The organism is Agarivorans sp. TSD2052, from assembly GCF_023238625.1.
Classification (GTDB): Bacteria; Pseudomonadota; Gammaproteobacteria; order Enterobacterales; family Celerinatantimonadaceae; genus Agarivorans.
In genome coordinates, this window is record NZ_CP096670.1 from 3,312,569 (window position 1) to 3,335,346 (window position 22,778).

Below are 22,778 nucleotides of genomic sequence, written 5' to 3' on the forward strand. Positions count from 1 at the left end.
AAAGTGAATACCTTACAAAGCACTGCTTGCTTCACAGGGCTATTCGCTGATTACCACAATAATAATTAGCTGACTGGGGCCATGGGCTCCGTAGGCTAAGGTTTGTTGAATATCAGCCGTTTTTGATGGCCCTGAAATAAGCAGCACATTGCTGGGTAAACCTTGTGACCATTGTTGCTGCTCAATTAATTGCGGGAAGTTATCAATAATTTGACTGGCTTTAATCACCGCCACATGACAGGGCGCAATTAACGACAAGCTGCGGGGTTCGGCTTCACTCGGTTTAAGTACCACCGTACCAGTATCGGCAATGGCCGCGTCGCAGCCGGTTAACGTTACGCTAGTTTGGTTAAACAGGGCTTGTTTGTGCCACTCAAAGCTTTGCGTAAACGGGCTAAGCGGCACTCGCCCGGCCAGTGCGAGTTCAAACAGCTCTGCCCATTCTCCGCCGCTGCCACGCATGGCGGTTTTCCAGTTATGTTGCTCGGCTAACTCAATTAAACAAGCACTAAGCTGACTGCTGCTGGTAATGCTAAGTACATCGGCGTGCGCCGCCTCTAAACACTGACTAAAGCGCTGTAGCCGCTGTTCAGTTGATTGAGCTTGCCACGGTTGATGGCTACCTGTAGAGGCCTGAGGCGCTAAGGCACTCACCCCTTTTAAGCGCGCCATAATATGGCTTTTAGCCATAGAATCCGTCATCACCATTAATTTGATCCCTTATTGCTGGCACTGCTTTGGTCTGCTGATTGACTGATAGGCTGTTTGTTAGCCTGTTGTTGACGCTGTTTCATTGCTTGATGGAAGCTCTGCTCGGCCAAGGCAGGTTTGCCTCGGCAACGTGTCCACGCCCCCATTGGTATGGGGATAAACTTAGCTAAGCTTAAAACAAGCGAGGTACAAACGTTGTAAATGGCCGAGTGAGTGCTTAACCATGCCCAAGCGCGCCAGGCAGTATGCTCAACAACACTGGCGGCACTGGCTTGGCCTTTGAGTGAAGGCTGGCCAGCTTCGGTGGGTAATTTGGCATCGCGGCGTAAGCGCTGCAATAAACTGGGGATGGGAATGTTCACCGGGCATACTTCTTCACAAGCCCCACATAAGCTAGAGGCGGTGACTAAGTCACTGGTATTGGCTAAACCTTGCAAGTGTGGCGAGATAATTTTACCAATGGGGCCAGGATACGTGGTGCCGTAGGCATGCCCCCCAACCCGCGTATATACTGGGCAGTGATTCATACACGCTCCGCAGCGAATACACTGCAGGGTTTTACGTAGGGCCTCGTCGGCGTAAGCTTGCGAACGACCATTATCAAGCAACACCAAATGCACTTGTTGGGGGCCGTCTCGCTCTGGTGCGCGGCGAGGCCCAGAGATCATATTAAAGTACGTGGTAATATGTTGGCCGGTCGCGGAACGGGTAAGTATGCTAAATAACGGCGGCACGTCACTGAGAAACTCCACCACTTTTTCGATACCCGTTACCGCAATATGCAACGGCGGCACGGTGGTGGTCATTCGGCCATTGCCTTCGTTTTCAACCAAACACAAAGTGCCCGTTTCGGCCACCGCAAAATTAACCCCAGAAATGCCCACATCGGCTTGTTGAAACTTGCTGCGCAATACTTCGCGGCCAGTTTGAATCAGCTTGTCGACTGATAAGGTGTAGTTAAAGTCTTTAATATGTTGCTGAAATATATCGGCCACTTGCTGCTTGTTCTTGTGAATCGCCGGCATAATGATATGCGAGGGAGTTTCTTCTGCTAGCTGTACAATGTACTCGCCCATGTCACTTTCAACACATTCAATGCCTAAGCTTTCAAGATGCTGATTCAAAGCGATCTCTTCAGTCACCATCGACTTGCCTTTCACCACTTTTTGGCCACCCGCTTGCTGAATTAAGCCCGCAATGAGTTGTTGGGCTTGAGCGGCGTCTTCAGCCCAATGCACCTTAATCCCGTTGGCCTCACAGTGACGCTCTAACTGTTCCAATAACTCGGGTAGTTTAGCTAAGCAACGCTGGCGAATATTCTCGGCATGTAAGCGCAGCTGGGCAAGTTCATCGGGATCGTTAAAGGCATCTTTACGCTTTTGTTGGAGGTAGTCCATTGCGCCACGAAAGTTATCGCGCAACTGTTGATCGGCTAAGGCTTCGCGAGCTTGGCTTTTAAACTGCTTGGCTTGATAGTGTTGAACGCTCATTGCTCGCCCCTTTCATCAGCGGTGCGTTGCCACAAAAAGCTGGCTAAATGCTTACCTTGAAACGAAGCGGCTTCGCCACGATAAGCCAAGTGGCCGTTAATATTGGCCAAGCAGCCCCAGTCGGCACTGACCAGTTGCTTGGCCGATGATTGGCTCAAGTGAGTGGCCTTGTCTTCAACCATAGCTTGGCTGATATCGGCATGGCGCAGCGCAAAGCTGCCACCAAAACCACAACATTCGGTTTCGTAGGCGGCGTTTTTAATTTCCACATTATTGAGCTGCGCAAGCAAAGCCTGTGAGCTGACATGAATACCCATTTCTCGGCGACCGCTGCAAGAGGTATGTAATACCACCGAGGTAGGCTCGCCTTTATCTTGTAAAGTGGCTCGGCACACCCTTAGTAAAAACTCACTAAACTCATACACCCGCTCGCTAAACGCTTGAGCCCGAGCATGCAGCCTAGGGTCATCGGCAAATAGAGAGGGGTAGTGTTTAAACATCATGCCGGCGCAAGAGCCCGACATCACCACAATAGGGTGATCCTCAGGGAACAAGGCTATTTGGCTTAGCGCCACGGTTTTTGCTTGGTCTTGATAGCCTGAAGTATAGGCGGGTTGGCCACAGCAACTTTGTTTTTCGACCCAGATGATTTCTATGCCTTCGCGCTCAATTAACTCAACAGCCGCCATACCGCCATCAGGGTCGAGAACGTCTAATAAACAGGTGGCATAAAAATACACCTTGTTGGGTTTACTTGGATAGATCCGTAATCCTGTTTGGGTCATTCCTTACCTCTGGCTCTTGAGCGATTAATTGCTACAGCGCTATGCTTTAGTCTGTTCATTCTAGTCAAGTGGCGTAAAGCTGGAATCAGACCTTAGTGCATAGCGTGAAACCCAGCACACCCTTGATGTAAAAATTAAACTTTTATTTAACATTTAGCTTACACCTTGGTAATTTATCCATATATAGAAATAAAGAAATAGATTATTTCCAAAAGATGCCAAATGTAGATGACCTGATTTTATTTGCTGATGTGGTTGAACAAGGCTCCTTTAGTCGCGTCGCAGAACAACGCGAACTCACGAACTCGGTAGTGAGTAAACGGGTTGCCCGCTTAGAGAAAGAGCTAGCAGTACAACTTTTATACCGCACCACCCGAAAACTCTCGTTAACCGAGGCTGGCCAAGCCCTATTTGCTCAAGCCAAAAATATTTCACTGAGCGCCCAAGAAGCCTTTGCAGAAGTAGTTGAATACGGAGAAAGCTTAAGTGGCAAAATCAGGATCAGCGTACCCACTATTTCAGGCGAACTATTATTGGCCGAAGCCCTAGCAGGCTTTAGTGAGGCTCACCCAGAAATTAGCATTGAAATGTCGATGGATAACCGCTTTGTCGATTTACTTGAAGACGGTTTTGATATGGCTATCCGTACCGGTAGCCTGCCCGACTCATCACTGATTGCTCGCCATATCATCGACTCACATTGGGTCGTCGTCGCCAGTCCTCGCTATTTACTTAAGCGAGGAACACCTTGGACAGCAGAAGAGCTACCGAAACATTGCTGTTTAAGTTATAGCTACCAAGAGGGGGGCGCCGAAGAGTGGTTATTTCACGAGCAAAACAAAACTCAAGCCGTTCGCGTCAATAGCGGTTTTAGCACCAATAATGCGCGGGCTTTGCGTAAAGCAGCCATTGCCGGTCACGGTATTATTTACGTGCCTCGTTGCTTAGTGCATGAAGATTTGGCCGCCGGACGCTTACAAGAAGTATTAGTAGGCCAAGCCGCGAAAGTACTAGGTATTTATGCTGTTTACCCCTTCACCCGCCAACAACCTAAGAAAATAAAGCTACTGATTGAGCACATTCGTAGCCAGTATTTGCGCATCGCTGAATATTTTTAGTGCTTGAAGATTTGGCCGCCTAGCGCTGACAAGAAATATTAGTAGGCCAAGCCGCTAAAGCACTAGGTATTTATGCGGTTTACTCCTTCGCCCGCCAACAACCGAAGAAAATAAAGCTACTGATTGAGCACATTCGTAGCCAGTATTTGCGCATCGCTGAATATTTTTAGTGCTTGAATATTTGGCCGCCGGGCGCTTACAAGAAGTAGTAGTAGGCCAGCCGCTAAAGCACTAGGTATTTATGCGGTTTACTCCTTCGCCCGCCAACAACCGAAGAAAATAAAGCGACTGATTGAGCACATTCGTAGCCAGTATTTGCACATCGCTGAATATTTTTAGCGCTTGAAGATTTGGCCGCCTAGCGCTTACAAGAAGTATTAGTAGTCCAGCCGCTAAAGCACTAGGTATTTATGCGGTTTACTCCTTCGCCCGCCAACAACCGAAGAAAATAAAGCGACTGATTGAGCACATTCGTAGCCAGTATTTGCGCATCGCCGAATATTTTTAGTAGTTGAAAAGCGGTAAGATTATTGAAAATAATTACATCCTCAGACCAATAGACTTCTATACTTACAAAAAACCGTTGAATTGATGATTTCAGTGAAACAATATTTATCACTAGCCAACTTAGCATTATTGTTTTTCAGCTGTAGCCTTAACGCTGCCGCTACATTCAAGGTCGGCTCGATAGATCTAGATATGGACAACAGCGAAGAAGAGCCATGGTTAGACTATCTGCATGAAGCTGCGGCCAACTTAGATATTACGCTACAAGTAATAGAGTTGCCCGAAGCCCGCGCCCATCATTTGGCGATAATGGGAGAACTAGATGCAGAGGCTTTTCCTTACGATATCCCCTCACGCGAATCTCCACAGATGATAAAAGTAAATGTGCCTATAGAAACCGCAAAGTTATGGGTGTGGGTACATATTAACCAACAATGTATTAGCGACCCCGCTCAACTTAAAAACCTGCAACCCGTGGGTACCCATGGCATTCCTTATTTCGACATTTTTTATCAACTCTCAGAGGTAGGTTACAGTAAAGTGCCGTCTACTGAATTGATGGTAGAAATGCTCAGCCGAGGCAGAGCTGACTATTTTGCAGCGACCCACGACGCGGTGCATTTTTTATTATCAGAAGAGCAACGTTTACTCATAAAACACTGCCTCGATGCCCCCTATATAGAGATTCAAAGTCACCTCTACTTACATAAAAAGCATCAAGCCATCGTTAGTTTATTTGAACAAGAATTAAATCGAGTGATTAGCCTACACCCCGAACACGATGATTAACCGCGCCCCAACTTTCATATCTTGCCTCATGATTAAAAGGGCTAGAGCCTAGGCGAAACTGCTGGTAGTGTTAGCCTTTCACTCGCTAACATCGCGCAGGAGCTTAGATTTGAGCCGTTCTTCTTTCCAACAATTTCACTGGCAGTCTGCCCAGTTTGGCTACGCTAGTAACGACATTGATGCGTTTTACAGCTTACTCGGTCAGCAAATGCAACGTTTAGGTATGCTAAAACACACTCTCGGTCATATAGAGGCTTACCCTCTCGATTTATACCAATCGCCTGAACCACAAGCAACATTGCCTAATATTTTAATTAGTGCGGGCTTCCATGGCGAAGAAGCTGCCGGCCCTTGGGGTATGCTGAAGTTTCTGTCGGCGTTAAACAGTGAGGTATTTAAACAAGTAAATTTAAGCCTATTGCCATTGGTTAACCCTACCGGTTTTAAAGCTGGTCATCGTTTTAACCAGTATGGTGAAAACCCTAACCGAGGTTTTGAATTTGAAGCAGGGAAAGCTTTCGCAGGCGAAGGCACCTCTGCAGAAGGCGTGTTGTTGCTGGCGCAACAAGATTTACTGAAACAACTCAGTGGCGATGGTATTTTAACTTGCCATGAAGATGTCTTGCAGCACTGTTGTTACGTGTATTCTTTTGAGCCCCAACAAGCAGCCGCTACTTTTAGTTATGGCCTGCGCGACAGCTTAGCCAAATACTTTAAGTTAGCCGCCGACAATAGCATTGATGGTTGCCCACTAGAGGATGGCTTGATTCATAACCACTACGATACTTCGTTTGAATCTTGCTTAGTGAGATTAGGAGCCAAGCAAGGGGCCTGCAGTGAAACCCCAGCTTTAGAGGACTTTGACCAACGCATCAATGCGAACTGTGCGGTGATGCAACAATTTGTAGCATTGAGCTATTAGCCGTATCTAGCTACTTGGCTAACATTTTAGTTAAGTAGCTAAGCCTTAGTTGGCTTCGTCCTGGTCTTTATTTTGTAGATCTAAGTGCATTTCAATCACTCCGTCTTCTAGCTCAAACTTCACCCTAAAACCAAGGTGTTTAGCTAAACCTGCCATGCCACGGTTTTGGATCATGGTAATGCCACTTAAGGTTTGCGTACCCATCGACTGATAGTAACGGATGAGCTTTTGCAGCAGCTGTTTGCCCAAGCCTTGGCCTTGCAAGTCACTTCTTACCACCATAGCAAATTCGGCTTCTAGATTATCAGGGTCGATACTGGCCCGCACCACCCCTAAGATAGCGCGGTCATCTTCGGCTAGCTCGTCTACCGCGATAAAGGCCATTTCTCGTGCATAATCAATTTGAGTCAATAAGGCCATTTCTTCATGGGTCATTTGGCCGCGAGCCCCAAAATAGCGTTTATAACGGTCTTCTTCGGTAAGTGATGAATCAAAGGCCAAATGGTTAGGTTCATCTTCAGGTAAAATCGGCCTGAGTAATACCCTGTTACCACTTTTAGTCTGACAGTATTCTTCTAGTTCTTTGGGATAAGGGCGGATAGCCAATCGCTGTGCACCTCGAGCATCCACCGCTTGCAGCCGCATATTTACATCCAGTAAAGTGATATTGTCGCCCGCCGCTAAAACTGGGTTTAAATCAAGCCTCGCGATCTCTGGGCAATCAATGATTAAATTGGATATGCGGGTTAACATGCTGCAAAGCGCTTCCATTTTTAGGCCATTGGGTAGCCTGCGGTCTCTAATTTTTTGGGCTTTAAGTGCTGATATTACCAAGTAACGCGCTAAGCCCATATTGAGTGGCGGTAGCGCCACCGCTGCATCTTTAGTTTCATCCCACTCAGATCCCCCCTCACCTAAAAAGATGGCAGGGCCAAATACCGGGTCGTTAATTACCGCGACTCGCAACTCTTGCGCCCCGGCGGTCAGCGCCATGCGCTGCAAAATCATCCCTTCGACCTTAGCTTGTGGGTACGCTTGCTGTACCCGCGCTAACATTGATTCAGCGGCAATAACCAACTCTTGCTGATTATTAATATTTAGACTGACACCATGCACATCCGATTTATGCAAAATATCAGGAGACTGAACCTTTAATGCGACTGGGTAACCAATCTGGTTAACGCAAGAAATGGCCTCTTCAACGTCATGCACTAACCAAGTGTCAATCGTTTGCAAACCATAGGCTTGTAACAAGGGCTTGGCTTCGTGGGTTTCTAATACGTAAGTGTGTCGTTCCAGCGCTTGCTGCAAGATGAGTTTAGCATTTTGATCAACCGCGGCTTCATCGGTAGTGCTTGGCGTTTCAGACAATAGCTTTTGATTGCGGCGAAATTCAACCATGTGCATAAACGCACCCACCGCGCCTTCAGGCGTTCGGTAAGTTGGAATACCCGCTTTGGTGAAAGCGACACGCCCGGGGTAAGCGGTTGCCTCCCCCATCCAGTTAGTGAGGATATTAAGACGCCTGGCTTTACTGTCATGCTTTATCACCTCGATTAAGGCGTTGGCGGTATCCTCGGCACCCGCTAATGCTGAGGGAGCATGCATCAGTAACAGCGCGTCTGCCTCGCCACTGGAAGCGACAATATCTAAGGCTTTAGCGTAACGGCTTGGGTCGGCGTCCCCGACTATATCTAAGGGGTTTTGCCCAGACCAAGTCGAAGGCAATACTTCGGCAAGTTGCGCCAAGGTTTGCGGCGAAAAGGTGGCCAGCTTGCCACCTCGCTCCATCAGCGCATCAACCGCTAATACTGCTGGACCACCACCGTTGCTAATAATGGCTAAGCGCTCCCCACGCAATGGATTTGCATAGGTGAGAGTTTCCACCGCGGCGAACAATTCATGTAAGTCTTTTACCCGCAGCATACCGGCACGTTTGAAAGCAGCGTCATACACCGCATCATTACCGACAAGGCCGCCAGTATGTAGTGATGCAGCTTGCGCCCCTAAGCTACTGCGCCCTGACTTAATCACCAAAATGGCTTTATTGCGCGAGGCTGCTCTGGCTGCCGACATAAAGCGCTGAGTATCTTTTACCGAATCAATGTAAAGCATGATTACCTGGGTTTTAGCATCCCGCGATAAGTAATCTAACAGTTCACCGAAATCGATATCTAGAGCATCCCCTAGAGAAATAAATGACGAGAATCCAATGCCTTTATTATTAGCCCAGTCTAATACGGTAGTGCACACTGCGGCAGACTGAGACACAAAAGCAATTTTACCCGGCTGTGCGTCGGCATGAGCAAAAGAGGCATTAAGGCCAATCTGGGGTAATATTAGCCCTAAGCTATTGGGGCCTAGAATTCGCATGCCATAGCGTTGCACAATCTGAGTGAGCTGCTCAACAATAGGCTGCCCTTTATCATCTAACTCGTCGTCTAACCCACCCGCGGTAATGACCGCAGTTTTACAACCAAATTGGCCTAACTTCTCAACCACCTCTGGTAATCGTTTAGCATTAACACACACTACCGCGAGATCGGGACGCTGAGGAAGCTTCTCAATGCTGGGGTAAGCCAATACCCCTAACACGGCTTTATATTTTGGCGTTACAGGCATAACTGGCCCGTTAAAACCCGCGCTCATTAAATTTTTCATGACCACGTTGCCGGGACGCAAAGGCCGATTTGACGCACCAATAACAGCAATGGATTTTGGAGAAAAGAGGTCGTGCAGCTTTCGTTGGCTCATTAGAGAATTCTCAGTCGCTTATTTAGCCCAGATAGAATTAGTGTAACGTCAAAAATAGTAGACTAAACCACTAATAGTTCACAGAATTTGTAGCAAATTTATCCACCAGCCTAGTAAAAATGAATCATTCGCCTGTAATCTTCACTAAAGCTTGGACCAGCATACATTATCAACACAAATAGAAGGCTGCTTTGCAACATAACAACTACAATAAACATAAACCTCATCTAGTTTTTTTAAGTTGAACCGCTTTTTCATACAAAGCTCTGGACAAAAAGCGTTTTTTTATTCATATCTTAAAAATACTCAGCATACTTTAAGGAAGAAGGCATGGCCTTAAGCTCTATTCAAGCCATTAACCATATGACTAAAAATCCGGTTACGGTTAAACCCAGCACCTCATTATTTGATGCCATTGATATTATGCTGACAGCAAAAGTATCTGGAGCAACCGTGCTAAATGATCAACGAGAAGTCGTAGGTGTCATCTCTGAAATCGATTGTTTACAAGCTATCTTGAAAGGGACTTACCATGGCGAAATTGGTGGCATGGTAAAAGAGTTCATGACCGAAGAAGTGGACAGCGTTGGTCCTGAGATGGATATTTTGGCAGTAGCCGAAAAGCTGATTAACGACAAACGCCGCAGGATGCCAGTGGTGCAAAATGGCAAATTTATCGGCCAATACAGTATCCGTAGTATTTTAAATGCCGTAAAAGAATTCAATTTACGCTAAATAGCAAGCCAGTAAAATGGGCAGCTCGCTGCCCATTGCAGTTTAATGAGGTTGGTTCACCACCATTTGAGGTTGCAGGGCTTCAATTTCTGCAATAATCCCCGCGGTGTTCTCACTGTCTGGAATCATCAAGTCTAGCTCAGCGGTAAATACATTTTCACCGGCATCAGGCACACTCATTCGATGGCATTCTAGCTTAGTGACATTGACACCATGTTCAACCAATAGACGAGTGATATCATTAATTAAACCAGGGCGATCTTCTGCGCCAATCACTAATTTCACTTCAGCTGATTTCACTAAATGTGCCGGTTTGCAATCATGGAAGCTCAATTGTAAATCAGGCAGATTGGCCAGATCATCCCTTAAGGCTTGTTCATTTTTCTGAGGAATTTGGACTTTAAAAATGCAGGCAAATTGTCCGTCTAAGTTAATCACTCGACTGCTAAGCCACTTACCTTGATGTGAGTGAGTTAAATCAGCCAAACTATTTAATCTACCGGGTTTATCTTCACCAACAACGGTGACTAAAAATAGAGCGCTCATACATCGACCCCTTACGCTGTAAACCTACTTTAAGTTTATACCAAATGGAGACTAAGGGTGTGAGCAAGCCCGAAATTTACTATGGCTTTTGTTAAAAGCTTTAAGAAATGCTGAATAAGTACAAAAAACTATATTTTTTAATGACTTTTTTGTTGTTTTTAGACAGTAAATCCAGCGAATTCGCTGGATTTATGACTGATAATAACCCCGACCCACCGACATTAAGCGGCATAATAAGCATTATTTACTGCTATACACACCCACATTAGTGAAGCCCGCATCTTGCAAGTATAGCGCTTGCAACTTACTCATCACCCCACGGTCACAATACAGCATGTAGTGTTTGGTTTGATCGAGGTCGCCAAATTGGGTGGCAAGTTTAAAGAATGGGATATGTTTAACCGCTACATTCTCCATGACGAACGGCTTAAGTTCTTGCTCTTCAGGAGAGCGTATATCTAACACAACCGCTTCTTTATCATCTTCTAACTCTGCAATATCAACTTGATGAACCTGTTCATCAGTTTGCTTGGCGATATCTCGAATATCAGTAATTCGCGACTCTTCAACCACTCTATCCAAGATAGCAAAATCGAATTTTTCTTCTTCAATCAATAATTTCGATTCGACCGCTTTAACTGTAGGTTTATTGGAAATAACCCCACAATACTCTGGCATAGTTTCAGCAAAGTCACCGGTACCAATACGCTTAGATATGTCGATGATGTCTTGTTTATCAGTGGCAATTAGGGGACGTAGAATCAAGGTTTCAGAAACCCGGTCAATCATGCTTAAATTGACCAAGGTCTGACTCGATACTTGCCCGACAGCCTCTCCAGTCACTAATGCAGGAATATCTAATTGCTGGGCAACCTTGGATGCGGCTCGCATCATCATTCGCTTAAGCACCACTCCCATTTGGCCGTTATCGACTTTCTCTAGAATTTCGTTTACCACCGGATCAAAGTCTACCGCTACAAACTTAACTCGATGCGAAGAACCAAAGCGTTTCCAAAGGTGATGCGCGACTTGCTTAACACCTAACTCATGGGCTCGACCGCCGAGGTTAAAGAAACAGTAGTGCACCTTTGCGCCACGTTTGATTAACTGATAACTGGATACACCCGAATCAAATCCACCAGAGATTAATGACAATACGCTTTCTTGAGTCGCAATCGGGAATCCGCCTAGCCCCTGGTGTTTAGCTTGCACTAAGTACATCACATCATCGGTGATTTCTAACTTAACCGTAACGTCTGGGTTCTTTAATTTAACCCCGTTACTTTCACAGTGTTGGTTTAAGCCGCCCCCCACATAACGCTCAACTTCAATGGATGAGAAATCATGTTTGCCATTACGCTTAACCCGCACACAGAAGGTTTTATCTTTTAGTCGATCTTTCCAAACATCATGAGTGAGCTCATAAATATTATGCAGATCAGTGAAAGTTTGCTGAGTCACTTCTAAGAAATGCACAATACCGGGGGTTGAAGATAAGGCTTCTATAACCGCTTGGCGGTTTTCTGCAGAGTCATTACGTGAGGTGACTACCATTCGGTCCCAATCTAAACGAACCCGAATAGTTTCATCGATGGGACTGATTACGTTACGAATATTGCTTTGAAGGATCTTGCTAAAGCGTTTGCGCACCGGCTTACTCTTCATAGCAATTTCAGGGAACAATTTAACAATAAACTTCATAACTCAGCGGCCTCGACAAATTTGGGCGCGAATTATACCGCGAGAAAGCGTAGTGAGCCAATTTAGTTTATAGACCAGAGGGGACCGAAGTGAAGTGATAGATAAATAGTGGCCGTAACCCGCAGGGTTACGGCTCAATGCTGAGCTACTCGGAGACTTGAATTTCTCCAGATTGAGCAGCCTTACCTTGCATAATACCTATTTCAACTCGACGGTTACGGCGGCGATTTTCCAAGGTATTATTTTTCAACAAAGGCTGAGTATCAGCCAAGCCGCTCACGATTAATCGTTCTTCAGCAAAGCCCTTCACTTTAATCAGCTCATGCGCCACTGACACGGCCCGCTGGCTAGAGAGATCCCAGTTAGACCGGTATAGCTCTGACTCGGCTTGCTGGTTGTCGGTATGCCCCGATACGGTAACAATGCCGGGTATATCTTTTATCACCTCACCCACTCGGCGAATTACCGGTCGAAACTTAGGTTGTAAAAATGCAGATCCCGAAGGAAAAGCGCCTTTCTCGCGCACTCGAATAATAATTTGCTGGCCTAGAGACTCAACTTCAATTGCCCCATCTTCAATTTGATCACGTAACTGCTGAGCAATCCGTTTGGCAGTTTGATTTTGTTGGCTTTGCTGTTCAGCTTGGCTTTGGGCCGACTGCGCTTGAGTCGCAGACGCTCGCCCACCCGTTTGTTGACCCGCTGCTTTTTGTTGGCCGCCGGCATCGGCTTCTTCACCATCATGAAACTCAAGCTTGGCCTGCGTCATGTCGATGGTTTGCTGCATGATGGTTTCAATAGGGGTTGGCTCTGGACGGCCAGGGCGAAACTCCTGAGCGATCACCGAAGTCCCTTTAGGGATGTCTTTCACTTCTAGCAGGTTTTGTACGCCAAAGGCGTATTTCATGGAGCCAGCAATTTGCTTAAACTTCATCACGTCCATTTCTGAGAAGGCCAGCAACAATACAAAAAAGCACATCAACAAAGACATTAAGTCAGCGAATGTGCCCATCCATGCGGGTAAGCCTTCAGGTGGACACTTGCAAGGTTCTTCCATAGTGCGTTACCTATTCTTCGGTGGTGCCCAAGGAGCGTTTACCTTCAGGAATGTAGTTTTTCAATACCCCTTCAATCACTCTCGGATTTTGTCCATCTTGGATGCCTAATACTGCATCGAGTATCAAACTACGATTCAGCTTTTCTTCGTCGGCTCGAAGTTGCAGTTTTTCACTAATAGGAATGGCCACCATGTTAGCTAAGATAGCGCCATACAAGGTGGTCAACAAAGCTACCGCCATGGCAGGCCCAATGGATTTTGGGTCATCCATGTTGGACAACATCGCCACGAGACCAATCAGCGTACCAATCATGCCCATAGCAGGCGCAACATCACCGATGGCTTTAAAAATACCCGCGCCAAATTCATGCCGTTCGGCGGTAAGCAGTATGTCTTTCTCCATGGTTGAGCGCACCACATCAGCATCATGGCCATCAACCAACATATCTATGCCTTTTTGCATAAATGGATTGCTGATCTCGGCTTCTTCCAAAGCTAAGAAGCCCCCTTTACGGGCGGCGTCAGCCATTTCCACAGAACGCTCAATTAAGTCATCGGGTTTGTCTACTTTAAATACAAAGGCCTTAACCGCAATTTTCACTGCGCCTAAAAACTGGCCAAGGTTGTATTTCATTAATACAACAAATAACGAACCACAAAAAACGATCAATACCGAAGGGATATCGATAAAAATCTCGATCCCTCCCCCCATCACCATCGCCATTATTACAAATGCGAAGGCGCCGATAATCCCAATCAGCGTTGCTAAGTCCACTGCCTATTCCTTTTAACCTGTAGCCTAGAGATTCTAATTAAACTAATACTAGTCTACTCCCAAAACAGAATCGAAGGTAATTTGTGTTCCCATATCAATATCTTGACACAGCTAGCTCTTATATATTTATCGACCAAAATAAAAATACTTGAGCCCCAAGTTTGACCTACTTATGTGGCTAAGGTAACTTTGCGCCAGCAGAAGCATCAGAGAGGCCTTGGCTGTGGTTGCAAAAAAACCAGAAAAAATGAAGTTTGAAGAAACGTTAGACGAACTTGAGGATATTGTTCAACAACTTGAACAGGGCGAATTAAGCCTAGAAGACTCACTCAAACAATTTGAGCGCGGGATTAGCCTGGCCAATGCCGGTCAAGCCAAGTTGCAACAAGCCCAACAGCAAGTGGATATTCTTCGCCAAGGCCCAAATGGCGATACCTTAGAACCACTAGAGCAGGAGCCAGCTGAGTGAATTCATGCCTAGCCAGCACAATTGCTGACTATCAATCGCAGGTTAATACTTACCTCGAACACGTTTTAGAACAGCAAGAGGTTAATGACCCGCGCCTATTAGCCGCTATGCGTCACGGCTTATTGCTTGGCGGTAAACGGGTTCGCCCACTGCTGGTTTATTTAACTGGGCAACTAAACGGTGCACCGCGCGAGGCGCTAAATGCCGCTGCAGCCGCGGTTGAGTGTATCCACGCGTACTCGTTAATTCATGATGATTTACCCGCCATGGACGACGATGACCTGCGCAGAGGCCAAGCCACTTGCCACATCGCCTTTGATGAAGCCACCGCCATATTGGCTGGTGATGCCCTGCAAGGTTTGGCTTATAGCTTAATTGCCGAGGCTCCCGTCAGCGATGCACAAAAAGTGGCGATGTTGCGAGTGTTAAGCCAAGCCGCTGGTTACAATGGCATGTGTGGTGGCCAAGCCCTAGATATAGCGGCAACCAACCAACAGATTAGCTTGGCGCAATTAGAAACGGTTCATCGACATAAAACAGGGGCCTTAATTAAGGCTGCGGTAATGTTAGGTGCTATTTGCGCCAACATTTCGCAAGATGATCACCAACAGGCTTTAGCGCGTTATGCCGATGCGCTAGGCTTAGCTTTTCAAGTACGAGATGACATTTTAGACATCATTAGCGATACCGATACCTTAGGTAAACCGCAAGGTTCAGACGAAGCCTTAAACAAAAGTACCTATCCTAGTTTACTTGGCTTGGATGGCGCACTAGATAAAGCGGAAAATCTTGGTAAAGAAGCGCTTCAAGCTTTAGAGAGTTTGCCTTACAATGGTGAGTTACTCGCCTTATTAGCTGATTATGTCGTACATCGAAACAACTAGTCGTCAACAATAAGAATAATGATAAGCATCTGATATGACACTGAATATTAAAGATTACCCTACACTTGCTAAGGCTGATTTGCCTCCGCAACTGCGCCAACTAGAGCAGCAGCAGCTTCCTGAGCTTTGTGATGAGCTTCGCCAATATCTGCTAAACAGTGTCAGCCAGTCGAGCGGTCATTTAGCCTCGGGCTTGGGGGCGGTAGAGCTAACCGTAGCCTTACATTATGTTTACAACACTCCTTTTGACAAACTGGTCTGGGATGTGGGGCATCAAGCTTATCCACACAAAATTTTAACTGGTCGTCGCGAACAAATGTCGACCATTCGCCAATTTAAAGGTTTACACCCCTTCCCGTGGCGTGGCGAAAGTGACTACGATGTATTAAGTGTTGGCCACTCTAGCACCTCTATCGGTGCCGCATTAGGCATGGCAATCGCCGCCGAGAAAGAACAGCAAGGTCGTAAGGTGATTGCCGTAATAGGTGATGGAGCCATGACCGCCGGTATGGCCTTTGAGGCACTGAACCACGCTGGAGCAATTCATAACGACATGCTAGTGATTCTCAACGACAATGAGATGTCGATTTCAGAGAACGTTGGCGCACTAAACAATTCATTAGCTAATATCTTATCTGGCTCGCTTTACTCATCATTGCGAGAAGGTAGCAAGAAAGTCTTAAGCGGTATGCCACCGATTAAAGAACTGGCTCGGCGTGCCGAAGAGCACCTTAAAGGTATGGTGGTACCTGGCACCTTGTTTGAAGAATTTGGTTTTAATTACATAGGCCCAATTGACGGCCACGATGTGAAGGGCTTAGTACGCACATTAACTAACATGCGTGATCTTAAAGGCCCACAAATCCTTCATGTGATGACCAAGAAAGGTAAAGGGTATTTACCCGCTGAGCAAGATCCTATCGGTTATCACGGTGTCCCAAAATTTGATCCTAGCCAAAATAATCTGCCCAAAAGTAAAGGCGCGGCACCAACCTTTTCTAAAGTGTTTGGTGATTGGCTATGCGATATGGCGGCCCAAGACAGTAAGTTGATGGGGATTACCCCAGCGATGCGCGAAGGCTCTGGCATGGTGCGTTTCTCTAAAGAATTTCCTGAGCAATACTTTGATGTAGCGATTGCCGAACAGCATGCGGTTACTTTTGCCGCTGGTCTCGCCATTGCGGGTTACCAACCAGTAGTGGCTATTTACAGCACCTTTTTACAGCGCGCTTACGACCAAGTTATTCATGACGTGGCCATTCAAAACTTGCCGGTACTGTTTGCTATAGACCGCGCTGGCATTGTTGGCGCAGATGGTCCTACCCATCAAGGGGCCTTTGATTTAAGTTATTTACGCACGGTGCCAAACCTAGTGATTATGGCGCCAGCCAATGAAGATGAATGTCGCCAAATGCTTTATACTGGTCACCTTCACCAAGGGCCGGCTGCGGTGCGTTATCCGCGTGGTGGTGCTGACAATACGCCAATTAATACTGACATGACCGCGATGGAAATAGGCAAGGCACGGGTATTACGTGAAGGTAAAAAAATCGCTATTCTCAACTTTGGAAGCCTATTATGCAAAGCCGCTCCGGTAGCCGAACATTTAGACGCAAGCCTGGTGGATATGCGCTTTGTTAAACCACTTGATGAGGCCTGTATTCGCGATGTAGTCGCCACCCATGATGTGCTAGTAACCCTAGAAGAAAATGCCATATTAGGCGGCGCGGGCTCGGCGGTGAATGAATTTTTGTTCGCCCAGCAGCTGAACCACGTTAAGGTACTTAACATTGGCCTCCCCGACCACTTTGTGGAGCAAGGCAGCCAAGATGAAATATACCAATTGTTAGGTTTAGATAGTGCCGGTATTCAGAATAAAATAGACCGTTTCTGCCAAAAAAGCTAAACCGCTAATCAAGCACTTTTAAGTGTTCAAACAATGGAAATGGATTGGCGCGATTAATACTCTTGAGATTGATCCGCTGATTTAATGCCCATATTTTTCTCTGCCAATACAGCGGGACAAATACCGCTTCTTGATAGAGTTGCAGTTCTAAGCGCTGAATGATTTCAGCCCGGTTTACCTCGTCAAGCTCTTGCTCTGCCGCAAGAATCAACTGCTCAACGTTCTCATTTTGGTAAGCAGCGCATGAGGTTGTGCTGGACGGTGCGCCACCGTCAGTCTCTTGTAGATAGATAGCGCGGGCAATGCTTAATACGTTACCAGCATCACTTTGGCGTCGGGTTAACACTAAATCACTGGCACAACTGTCTATTGCTTGTTGATACTGCGCTTCGTCTAACCACTGCGGCTTAAGCGTGATATTAACTCTGTCTAGCATGGTAACCAGTTGCGAAACCACTTTGGCTTGGTCTTCAAATAGCAACTTTGGCACCGCCATGGTGATGCTAAAACCTTTGTCATAGCCAGCTTGCTGTAACAATTGGTGCGCCAGTAACAAATTATAACGCGGTAATAACTGCGGATTATAACCAGGCTGGCCGGGAATGCTTAACTGGGTAGACACTAAGGTGTAAGAACCCAATACTTCTGCCAGCCGAGCATTATCAATAGCCAAATTAAGCGCTTGGCGTACCACTCTATTGGCTAAGGCAGGATGCCCTCGATTAAGCTCTATCGCTAACCACTTTAACCCTTCTGTTTGAATAACCGATAACTGTTGGTCTTTACTGAGTAATTCGACATAGCTTTGTGGCACATGATCAACCACGTCTACATCTCGCGAGAACAAGCTAGCCATACGCATTTCAGATTGCTTAATCGGCACCACTTTTATCTGCGTGATATTGCTCCGGGATTTTCGCCAATACGCCTTGTTGATAGAAAATTCGGTGACTATCCCTGGTACATAACGCTCAAGCTTGAACGGCCCAGTACCGGAAATACCGGTGACTTCATCGCTATCATCAGAGGCAAGGTAATGCTGTTTATCCGCTGGGAATATATAGCTCAAACGCTGAATCAATTGTGAGAATGGGCGATATGTTTTCACTTCAAAGGTGAGTTGATTGATAGCCCTTAAGCTTTTTATCGGCGCGAATAGGCTTTTTAAGTGCGATTGCTGGCTAATTTTATCAAAGGTCCACGCGACATCTTCGGCTGTTAGTGGATTCCCCGAATGGAAGCTAATCCCCGATTTGAGTTCAAACTGAATTTGCGTTGGCGAGATAATCTTCCACCTAGCCACTAAACGCGCACCAGCCTGGCCGTTTTGGTCAAACAGAAACAAGGGGTCAAACAGTAAATGATTAACAAAGTTACTACTGGCATCAAGCTCATCAACAATCACACTGGGCTTAGTTTGAAAAGCAGTACCCCAGACCAACGATTTTGCCTCTGCGAATGTCAAACAGCTAACGCCACCAAGCAATAGGGTGAGCACCATCCATCTCAGTTTCGCTGTATCTAGAGCTAGCAATAGCAACGCCTTAGTTCCTCTTTTCGGTAATTCAGCTAAGTTACACGGGATGAAGCAATAAAAAAAGCGGGACAAGCCCGCTTTTTACTGATTTTCAAAGTACTTAGGCTATTCGCCCCTCTTCTAAGGCAAAACATGCCACTTGCGCATTCCCAGCACTAAGCAATACCGGCTGTTCTTGCGTGCAACGCTCATTAGCGTAACGGCAACGCGCATGGAAAGCACAACCTTTAGGCGGATTAAGCGGTGAAGGTAACTCACCTTCTAGCTTAATTTTCTCACGGCGGTGAGCGGGGTCTAAACGTGGTGTACTCGACAACAAGGCTTGGGTGTATGGGTGTTTAGGGTTAGTAAACAACTCTTCGCAAGACGCATATTCAACCGCTTTACCGAGATACATCACCATCACTTCGTCAGCAATGTGCTCTACAACCGATAAATCATGCGAGATAAAAATGTAGCTTAAGCCCATTTCTTCTTGCAGATCCATCATTAAGTTAAGCACCTGAGCTTGCACAGACACGTCTAAGGCCGATACAGGTTCATCGGCAACCACAACCTTAGGGTCGAGCATTAAACCGCGAGCAATGGCGATACGCTGACGCTGACCGCCAGAGAACATATGTGGATAGCGATCATAATGTTCAGGGCGTAACCCTACTTTGCTTAACATGGCTAAGGCTTTTTGCTTGCGCTCTGCTTTGCTCATGTCGCTGTTAATCACCAAAGGCTCTTCTAAAATAGTGCCTACCTTCTTACGAGGGTTAAGCGAACCATAGGGATTTTGGAAGATAATTTGGATTTTTTGGCGCAAAGCTTTGGCAGCATCTTTACCTAGACTAAGAATGTCTTTTCCATCAAAACACAGTTCTCCTGCAGTGGGGGTTTCAATCATGGTCAGTACCCGTGCAAGGGTTGATTTACCACAACCAGACTCACCCACTACCGCTAAGGTTTTACCTTTTTCAAGCTTAAAACTCACTCCATCTAAGGCTTTAACCGTAGCATCTGGTTTAAACATACCGGCTTTCACGTGGTAGTGTTTAGTTACCCCGTTGACCGACAACACAGACTCTTGCTGTTGCGGTTCAGCCTTCTGAGAGTCTAGCGCTGCGGCTTTCATTATCGTGTCACTCATGCGCTTGGTCTCCCTGCGTCATCTAGCGGCGTAAAACAACGAACTTGACGTACGCCCTCGCCTTGCATGCTTGGTCGCTCATTACGGCAACGTTCTGTTGCATAAGGGCAGCGAGGGTTAAGCAAGCAGCCTACTGGGCGGTCAAATGCACCTGGTACCACACCTGGCAACGCATCTAAACGCGCTTTACCTAGCGACGACTCTGGCAGTGAACGCAGTAACGCTTGGGTGTAAGGGTGTTTAGGTTTAGAGAAAATTTCTTCTGCCGGGCCAGATTCAACCACTTGACCCGCATACATAACAATCACTCGGTGAGCAGACTCAGCGACTAACGCCAAATCGTGAGTAATTAATACCAAGCCCATGTTTTTTTGCTTTTGTAGATCGAGCAATAGGTCCACAATCTGCGCTTGAATGGTCACATCTAAGGCAGTGGTTGGTTCATCGGCAATCAGCAATTTAGGATCACAAGCAATCGCCATTGCTATCATCACCCGCTGGCTCATGCCGCCAGACAATTGGTGTGGATAGGTTTTCAAGCGAGACTCTGGGTCAGGAATACCCACTTGGTCTAACAATTCGATAACCCGCTGACGACGCCACTTTTTATTACCACTTTGGTGAATTTTTAAAGCTTCACTGATTTGATACTCAACCGTGTAGCAAGGGTTAAGGCTAGACATAGGCTCTTGGAAGATCATCGCGATTTCAGCGCCAGTGATAGCGCGTCGCTTATTCTCTGACATCGCCAACAAATCTTGGCCTTCAAACTTAAGCGTATCAGCGGTGACCTTTCCTGGGTAATCAATCAAGCCCATAATCGATAAAGAGCTGACACTCTTACCGGAACCGGACTCACCCACGATGCCAACAATTTCACCTTTCTCTACGCTGTAACCCACTTGGTCTACCGCGCGAAAAGGATTCTCTCCATCACCAAATTCAACAGTGAGGTTATTAACTTCTAATAAAGACACGACTAATCTCCTACTGCTTTAGCTTAGGATCGAGGGCATCACGCAAGCCATCGCCCATTAAGTTAAAGGCTAATACGGTTAACAGAATGACTAGGCCAGGGAAGGTAACCACCCACCACGCGCGCTGTACAAACTGTAAGGCATCAGCCAACATGCTTCCCCACTCAGGTTGTGGCGGCTGTGCGCCCAAACCTAAGAAGCCTAAAGCAGCCATATCCAAAATAGCGTTAGAAAAACCTAAAGTAGCTTGCACAATTAACGGGGCTAAACAGTTAGGTAAAATAGTAATAAACATTAAACGCAGTGAACCCGCACCAGCCACTCGTGAAGATATTACGTAGTCTTTGTTTAGCTCGGCAATGGTAGAGGCTCGCGTTAAGCGCACATAGTGAGGCAACGATACAATGGCAATCGCCATCGCAGCATTAAAAATACTTGGGCCCAAGATAGCCACAATCGCAATCGCCAATAGCAGGCTTGGCATCGCCAGCATAATATCAACCGCTCGCATAATCACGGTTTCAATGGTGCCCCTAAAAAAGCCTGCGATTAAGCCAAACATGACGCCTAAGCCTAGAGAAAGGGTCACGACGAGAACACCAATAAATAGTGATAATTGTGCGCCGTGAATCAGACGAGACAAAATATCACGGCCTACATCATCGGTACCTAGTAGGTAAGAACTATTTCCGCCATCTAGCCAAGCGGGAGGTAATAATAGCGCATCACGATATTGCTCAACCGGTGAATGCGGAGCAATCACACTGGCAAATATTGCGATGATTAAAATACAAATAATGAAAACCAAGCCAATCACAGCGCCGGTATTTTGGCTAAAGTAACCCCAAAATTCTTGCAGCGGGGTTTGCACTTGTGGCCCTGTAGTAGCAGGGCTAGTTGTTTGTTCTGACATTAAAATATGCTCCGTTATTTGCTATGACGGATCCGTGGGTTAACCACGCCGTACATAATGTCTACTAGCAAATTAACTACAATAATGATGGTGGCGACAATTAAAATACCACCTTGTACTACAGGATAATCGCGACGACCAATCGATTCGATAAGCCATTTACCAATACCAGGCCAAGCGAAAATGGTTTCGGTTAAAATGGCACCTGAAAGTAGAATCCCCACCTGCAAGCCAATCACCGTAATCACCGGGATAAGCGCATTACGCAAAGCGTGCACCACAATCACTCGCATTGGCGCCATACCTTTTGAACGGGCAGTACGAATGTAATCTTCACCTAACACTTCTAGCATTGAAGAGCGTGTCATACGGGCAATCACTGCCATTGGAATAGTGCCCAATACAATACTAGGTAACACCAGGTGATGCAGTGCTGAGGCAAATGCGCCCTCTTCACCTGATAACAAGGTATCGATTAACATAAAGCCGGTAACTTCATCGATCCAATAAGTAACATCTAGCCTACCGGAGACGGGCGTGATCCCTAGGTGAACTGAAAACACTAACATTAACAGTAGTGCCCACCAGAATATGGGCATCGAATAGCCGGTTAAAGAAAAGGTCATTACCGAGTGGTCAAATATGGACCCTCGTTTCACCGCCGCGATAATGCCGCAGGGCAGCCCGACCAAAATAGCAAATAATGCCGCGCAAGATGCCAATTCCACCGTGGCTGGAAATAGCGTCATAAATTCTTCGGTTACAGGTGTCTTGGTGATTAATGAACGACCAAGATCTCCACTCGCAATATTTTTCACATAATCAAAGTATTGGACCAACAAGGGTTGATCTAAGCCTAATTCGGCACGCAAGGCAGCATGACGCTCAGGTGACACGCCTCTTTCTCCCGCCATGACTTCAATTGGATCACCAGGAATTAGGCGAATTAGCGTAAAGGTTAAAAGAGTAATGCCGATGAAGGTGGGTATTACCAACATCAATTTTTTTATAATAAATTGAAACATAACTACAGCTCTGTGTCTGAAGGAAGGAAAGGGGCTGTTGCC

The 22,778-nt window shown here is 46.4% G+C and carries 20 protein-coding genes; 7 read left to right on the forward strand and 13 right to left on the reverse strand.

The window, feature by feature from the left end:
- Positions 1-39: 39 nt before the first annotated feature.
- The 3 genes from M0C34_RS15035 to M0C34_RS15045 are packed head-to-tail and all read right to left on the reverse strand — an operon-like array spanning position 40 to position 2,986.
- A complete protein-coding gene (locus tag M0C34_RS15035) occupies positions 40-708 on the reverse strand; it encodes a LutC/YkgG family protein (protein ID WP_248712495.1) in 669 nt (222 codons plus the stop codon).
- Positions 708-2,201 carry a LutB/LldF family L-lactate oxidation iron-sulfur protein gene (locus M0C34_RS15040; protein ID WP_248712496.1) on the reverse strand — a complete coding sequence of 498 codons (1,494 nt, stop codon included), beginning with the start codon at positions 2,199-2,201 and terminating at the stop codon, positions 708-710. The genes M0C34_RS15035 and M0C34_RS15040 overlap by 1 nt, the downstream gene beginning before the upstream one ends.
- Entirely contained in the window at positions 2,198-2,986 is a 789-nt protein-coding gene (locus M0C34_RS15045) for a (Fe-S)-binding protein (RefSeq protein WP_248712497.1), read from the reverse strand. Before M0C34_RS15045 ends, M0C34_RS15040 begins: the two co-directional genes overlap by 4 nt.
- Positions 2,987-3,201: 215 nt before the next feature.
- Here M0C34_RS15045 and M0C34_RS15050 point away from each other — a divergent pair, with 215 nt between their 5' ends.
- From M0C34_RS15050 to M0C34_RS15060, 3 genes are all read left to right on the forward strand, one after another.
- Positions 3,202-4,104, forward strand: coding sequence for a LysR family transcriptional regulator (locus M0C34_RS15050; RefSeq protein ID WP_248712498.1), 903 nt, complete (start codon positions 3,202-3,204; stop codon positions 4,102-4,104).
- 600 nt (positions 4,105-4,704) lie between these two features.
- Positions 4,705-5,400: a type 2 periplasmic-binding domain-containing protein gene (locus tag M0C34_RS15055; protein WP_248712499.1), complete on the forward strand. Its 696-nt coding sequence runs from the start codon at positions 4,705-4,707 to the stop codon at positions 5,398-5,400.
- A 109-nt stretch (positions 5,401-5,509) separates the two neighbouring features.
- Entirely contained in the window at positions 5,510-6,322 is an 813-nt protein-coding gene (locus M0C34_RS15060; protein WP_248712500.1) for an N-acetyl-ornithine deacetylase, read from the forward strand.
- 45 nt (positions 6,323-6,367) lie between these two features.
- Here the strand turns inward: M0C34_RS15060 and M0C34_RS15065 are convergent, their stop codons facing one another.
- Entirely contained in the window at positions 6,368-9,076 is a 2,709-nt protein-coding gene (locus M0C34_RS15065; protein WP_248712501.1) for a bifunctional acetate--CoA ligase family protein/GNAT family N-acetyltransferase, read from the reverse strand.
- A 330-nt stretch (positions 9,077-9,406) separates the two neighbouring features.
- Here M0C34_RS15065 and M0C34_RS15070 point away from each other — a divergent pair, with 330 nt between their 5' ends.
- A complete protein-coding gene (locus M0C34_RS15070; protein ID WP_248712502.1) occupies positions 9,407-9,811 on the forward strand; it encodes a CBS domain-containing protein in 405 nt (134 codons plus the stop codon).
- A gap of 42 nt (positions 9,812-9,853) precedes the next feature.
- Here M0C34_RS15070 and M0C34_RS15075 read toward each other — a convergent pair whose 3' ends face one another.
- From M0C34_RS15075 to pomA, 4 genes are all read right to left on the reverse strand, one after another.
- Complete coding sequence (locus M0C34_RS15075; protein WP_248712503.1) at positions 9,854-10,357, reverse strand: glycine cleavage system transcriptional repressor; 504 nt, start codon at positions 10,355-10,357, stop codon at positions 9,854-9,856.
- Positions 10,358-10,597: 240 nt separating this feature from the next.
- Positions 10,598-12,058, reverse strand: a complete 1,461-nt coding sequence (thiI, locus tag M0C34_RS15080; RefSeq protein WP_248712504.1) for a tRNA uracil 4-sulfurtransferase ThiI — start codon at positions 12,056-12,058, stop codon at positions 10,598-10,600.
- Between the two features lie 145 nt (positions 12,059-12,203).
- Complete coding sequence (locus tag M0C34_RS15085; protein WP_248712505.1) at positions 12,204-13,115, reverse strand: flagellar motor protein MotB; 912 nt, start codon at positions 13,113-13,115, stop codon at positions 12,204-12,206.
- Between the two features lie 10 nt (positions 13,116-13,125).
- On the reverse strand, positions 13,126-13,890 hold the full coding sequence (gene pomA / locus M0C34_RS15090; protein ID WP_248712506.1) for a flagellar motor protein PomA: 765 nt from the start codon (positions 13,888-13,890) through the stop codon (positions 13,126-13,128).
- A gap of 247 nt (positions 13,891-14,137) precedes the next feature.
- On the opposite strand from pomA, the gene M0C34_RS15095 reads away from it, so the two are divergent.
- Genes M0C34_RS15095 through dxs form a run of 3 tightly spaced genes read left to right on the forward strand, consistent with a single transcriptional unit; the run spans position 14,138 to position 17,149 of the window.
- Positions 14,138-14,359, forward strand: a complete 222-nt coding sequence (locus M0C34_RS15095) for an exodeoxyribonuclease VII small subunit (protein WP_248715646.1) — start codon at positions 14,138-14,140, stop codon at positions 14,357-14,359.
- Positions 14,356-15,243, forward strand: coding sequence for a (2E,6E)-farnesyl diphosphate synthase (gene ispA, locus M0C34_RS15100; protein ID WP_248712507.1), 888 nt, complete (start codon positions 14,356-14,358; stop codon positions 15,241-15,243). The genes M0C34_RS15095 and ispA overlap by 4 nt, the downstream gene beginning before the upstream one ends.
- 34 nt (positions 15,244-15,277) lie before the next feature.
- Positions 15,278-17,149, forward strand: a complete 1,872-nt coding sequence (gene dxs / locus M0C34_RS15105) for a 1-deoxy-D-xylulose-5-phosphate synthase (protein WP_248712508.1) — start codon at positions 15,278-15,280, stop codon at positions 17,147-17,149.
- Between the two features lie 4 nt (positions 17,150-17,153).
- Here the strand turns inward: dxs and M0C34_RS15110 are convergent, their stop codons facing one another.
- From M0C34_RS15110 to M0C34_RS15130, 5 genes are all read right to left on the reverse strand, one after another.
- A complete protein-coding gene (locus M0C34_RS15110) occupies positions 17,154-18,683 on the reverse strand; it encodes an ABC transporter substrate-binding protein (protein ID WP_248712509.1) in 1,530 nt (509 codons plus the stop codon).
- Between the two features lie 103 nt (positions 18,684-18,786).
- On the reverse strand, positions 18,787-19,821 hold the full coding sequence (locus tag M0C34_RS15115) for a peptide ABC transporter ATP-binding protein (RefSeq protein ID WP_248712510.1): 1,035 nt from the start codon (positions 19,819-19,821) through the stop codon (positions 18,787-18,789).
- Entirely contained in the window at positions 19,818-20,798 is a 981-nt protein-coding gene (gene dppD / locus M0C34_RS15120; RefSeq protein ID WP_248712511.1) for a dipeptide ABC transporter ATP-binding protein, read from the reverse strand. The genes M0C34_RS15115 and dppD overlap by 4 nt, the downstream gene beginning before the upstream one ends.
- Positions 20,799-20,808: 10 nt before the next feature.
- Positions 20,809-21,711 (reverse strand): dipeptide ABC transporter permease DppC, encoded by a 903-nt coding sequence (gene dppC / locus M0C34_RS15125; RefSeq protein WP_248712512.1) that lies wholly within the window; start codon positions 21,709-21,711, stop codon positions 20,809-20,811.
- A gap of 14 nt (positions 21,712-21,725) precedes the next feature.
- The gene (locus M0C34_RS15130) at positions 21,726-22,736 is read right to left on the reverse strand and encodes an ABC transporter permease subunit (protein ID WP_248712513.1); all 1,011 of its coding nucleotides are present in this window, start codon (positions 22,734-22,736) and stop codon (positions 21,726-21,728) included.
- Positions 22,737-22,778: the final 42 nt, after the last annotated feature.

Bases quoted from the DNA above. Each gene is read 5' to 3' on its own strand.
- M0C34_RS15045 (WP_248712497.1), bottom strand. From the start codon at position 2,986: ATGACCCAAACAGGATTACGGATCTATCCAAGTAAACCCAACAAGGTG.
- M0C34_RS15070 (WP_248712502.1), top strand. From the start codon at position 9,407: ATGGCCTTAAGCTCTATTCAAGCCATTAACCATATGACTAAAAATCCG.
- M0C34_RS15095 (WP_248715646.1), top strand. From the start codon at position 14,138: ATGAAGTTTGAAGAAACGTTAGACGAACTTGAGGATATTGTTCAACAA.
- M0C34_RS15065 (WP_248712501.1), bottom strand. From the start codon at position 9,076: ATGAGCCAACGAAAGCTGCACGACCTCTTTTCTCCAAAATCCATTGCT.
- thiI (WP_248712504.1), bottom strand. From the start codon at position 12,058: ATGAAGTTTATTGTTAAATTGTTCCCTGAAATTGCTATGAAGAGTAAG.
- M0C34_RS15040 (WP_248712496.1), bottom strand. From the start codon at position 2,201: ATGAGCGTTCAACACTATCAAGCCAAGCAGTTTAAAAGCCAAGCTCGC.
- M0C34_RS15075 (WP_248712503.1), bottom strand. From the start codon at position 10,357: ATGAGCGCTCTATTTTTAGTCACCGTTGTTGGTGAAGATAAACCCGGT.
- M0C34_RS15035 (WP_248712495.1), bottom strand. From the start codon at position 708: ATGGTGATGACGGATTCTATGGCTAAAAGCCATATTATGGCGCGCTTA.
- dppC (WP_248712512.1), bottom strand. From the start codon at position 21,711: ATGTCAGAACAAACAACTAGCCCTGCTACTACAGGGCCACAAGTGCAA.
- M0C34_RS15085 (WP_248712505.1), bottom strand. From the start codon at position 13,115: ATGGAAGAACCTTGCAAGTGTCCACCTGAAGGCTTACCCGCATGGATG.
- M0C34_RS15050 (WP_248712498.1), top strand. From the start codon at position 3,202: ATGCCAAATGTAGATGACCTGATTTTATTTGCTGATGTGGTTGAACAA.
- M0C34_RS15115 (WP_248712510.1), bottom strand. From the start codon at position 19,821: ATGAGTGACACGATAATGAAAGCCGCAGCGCTAGACTCTCAGAAGGCT.
- dxs (WP_248712508.1), top strand. From the start codon at position 15,278: ATGACACTGAATATTAAAGATTACCCTACACTTGCTAAGGCTGATTTG.
- M0C34_RS15130 (WP_248712513.1), bottom strand. From the start codon at position 22,736: ATGTTTCAATTTATTATAAAAAAATTGATGTTGGTAATACCCACCTTC.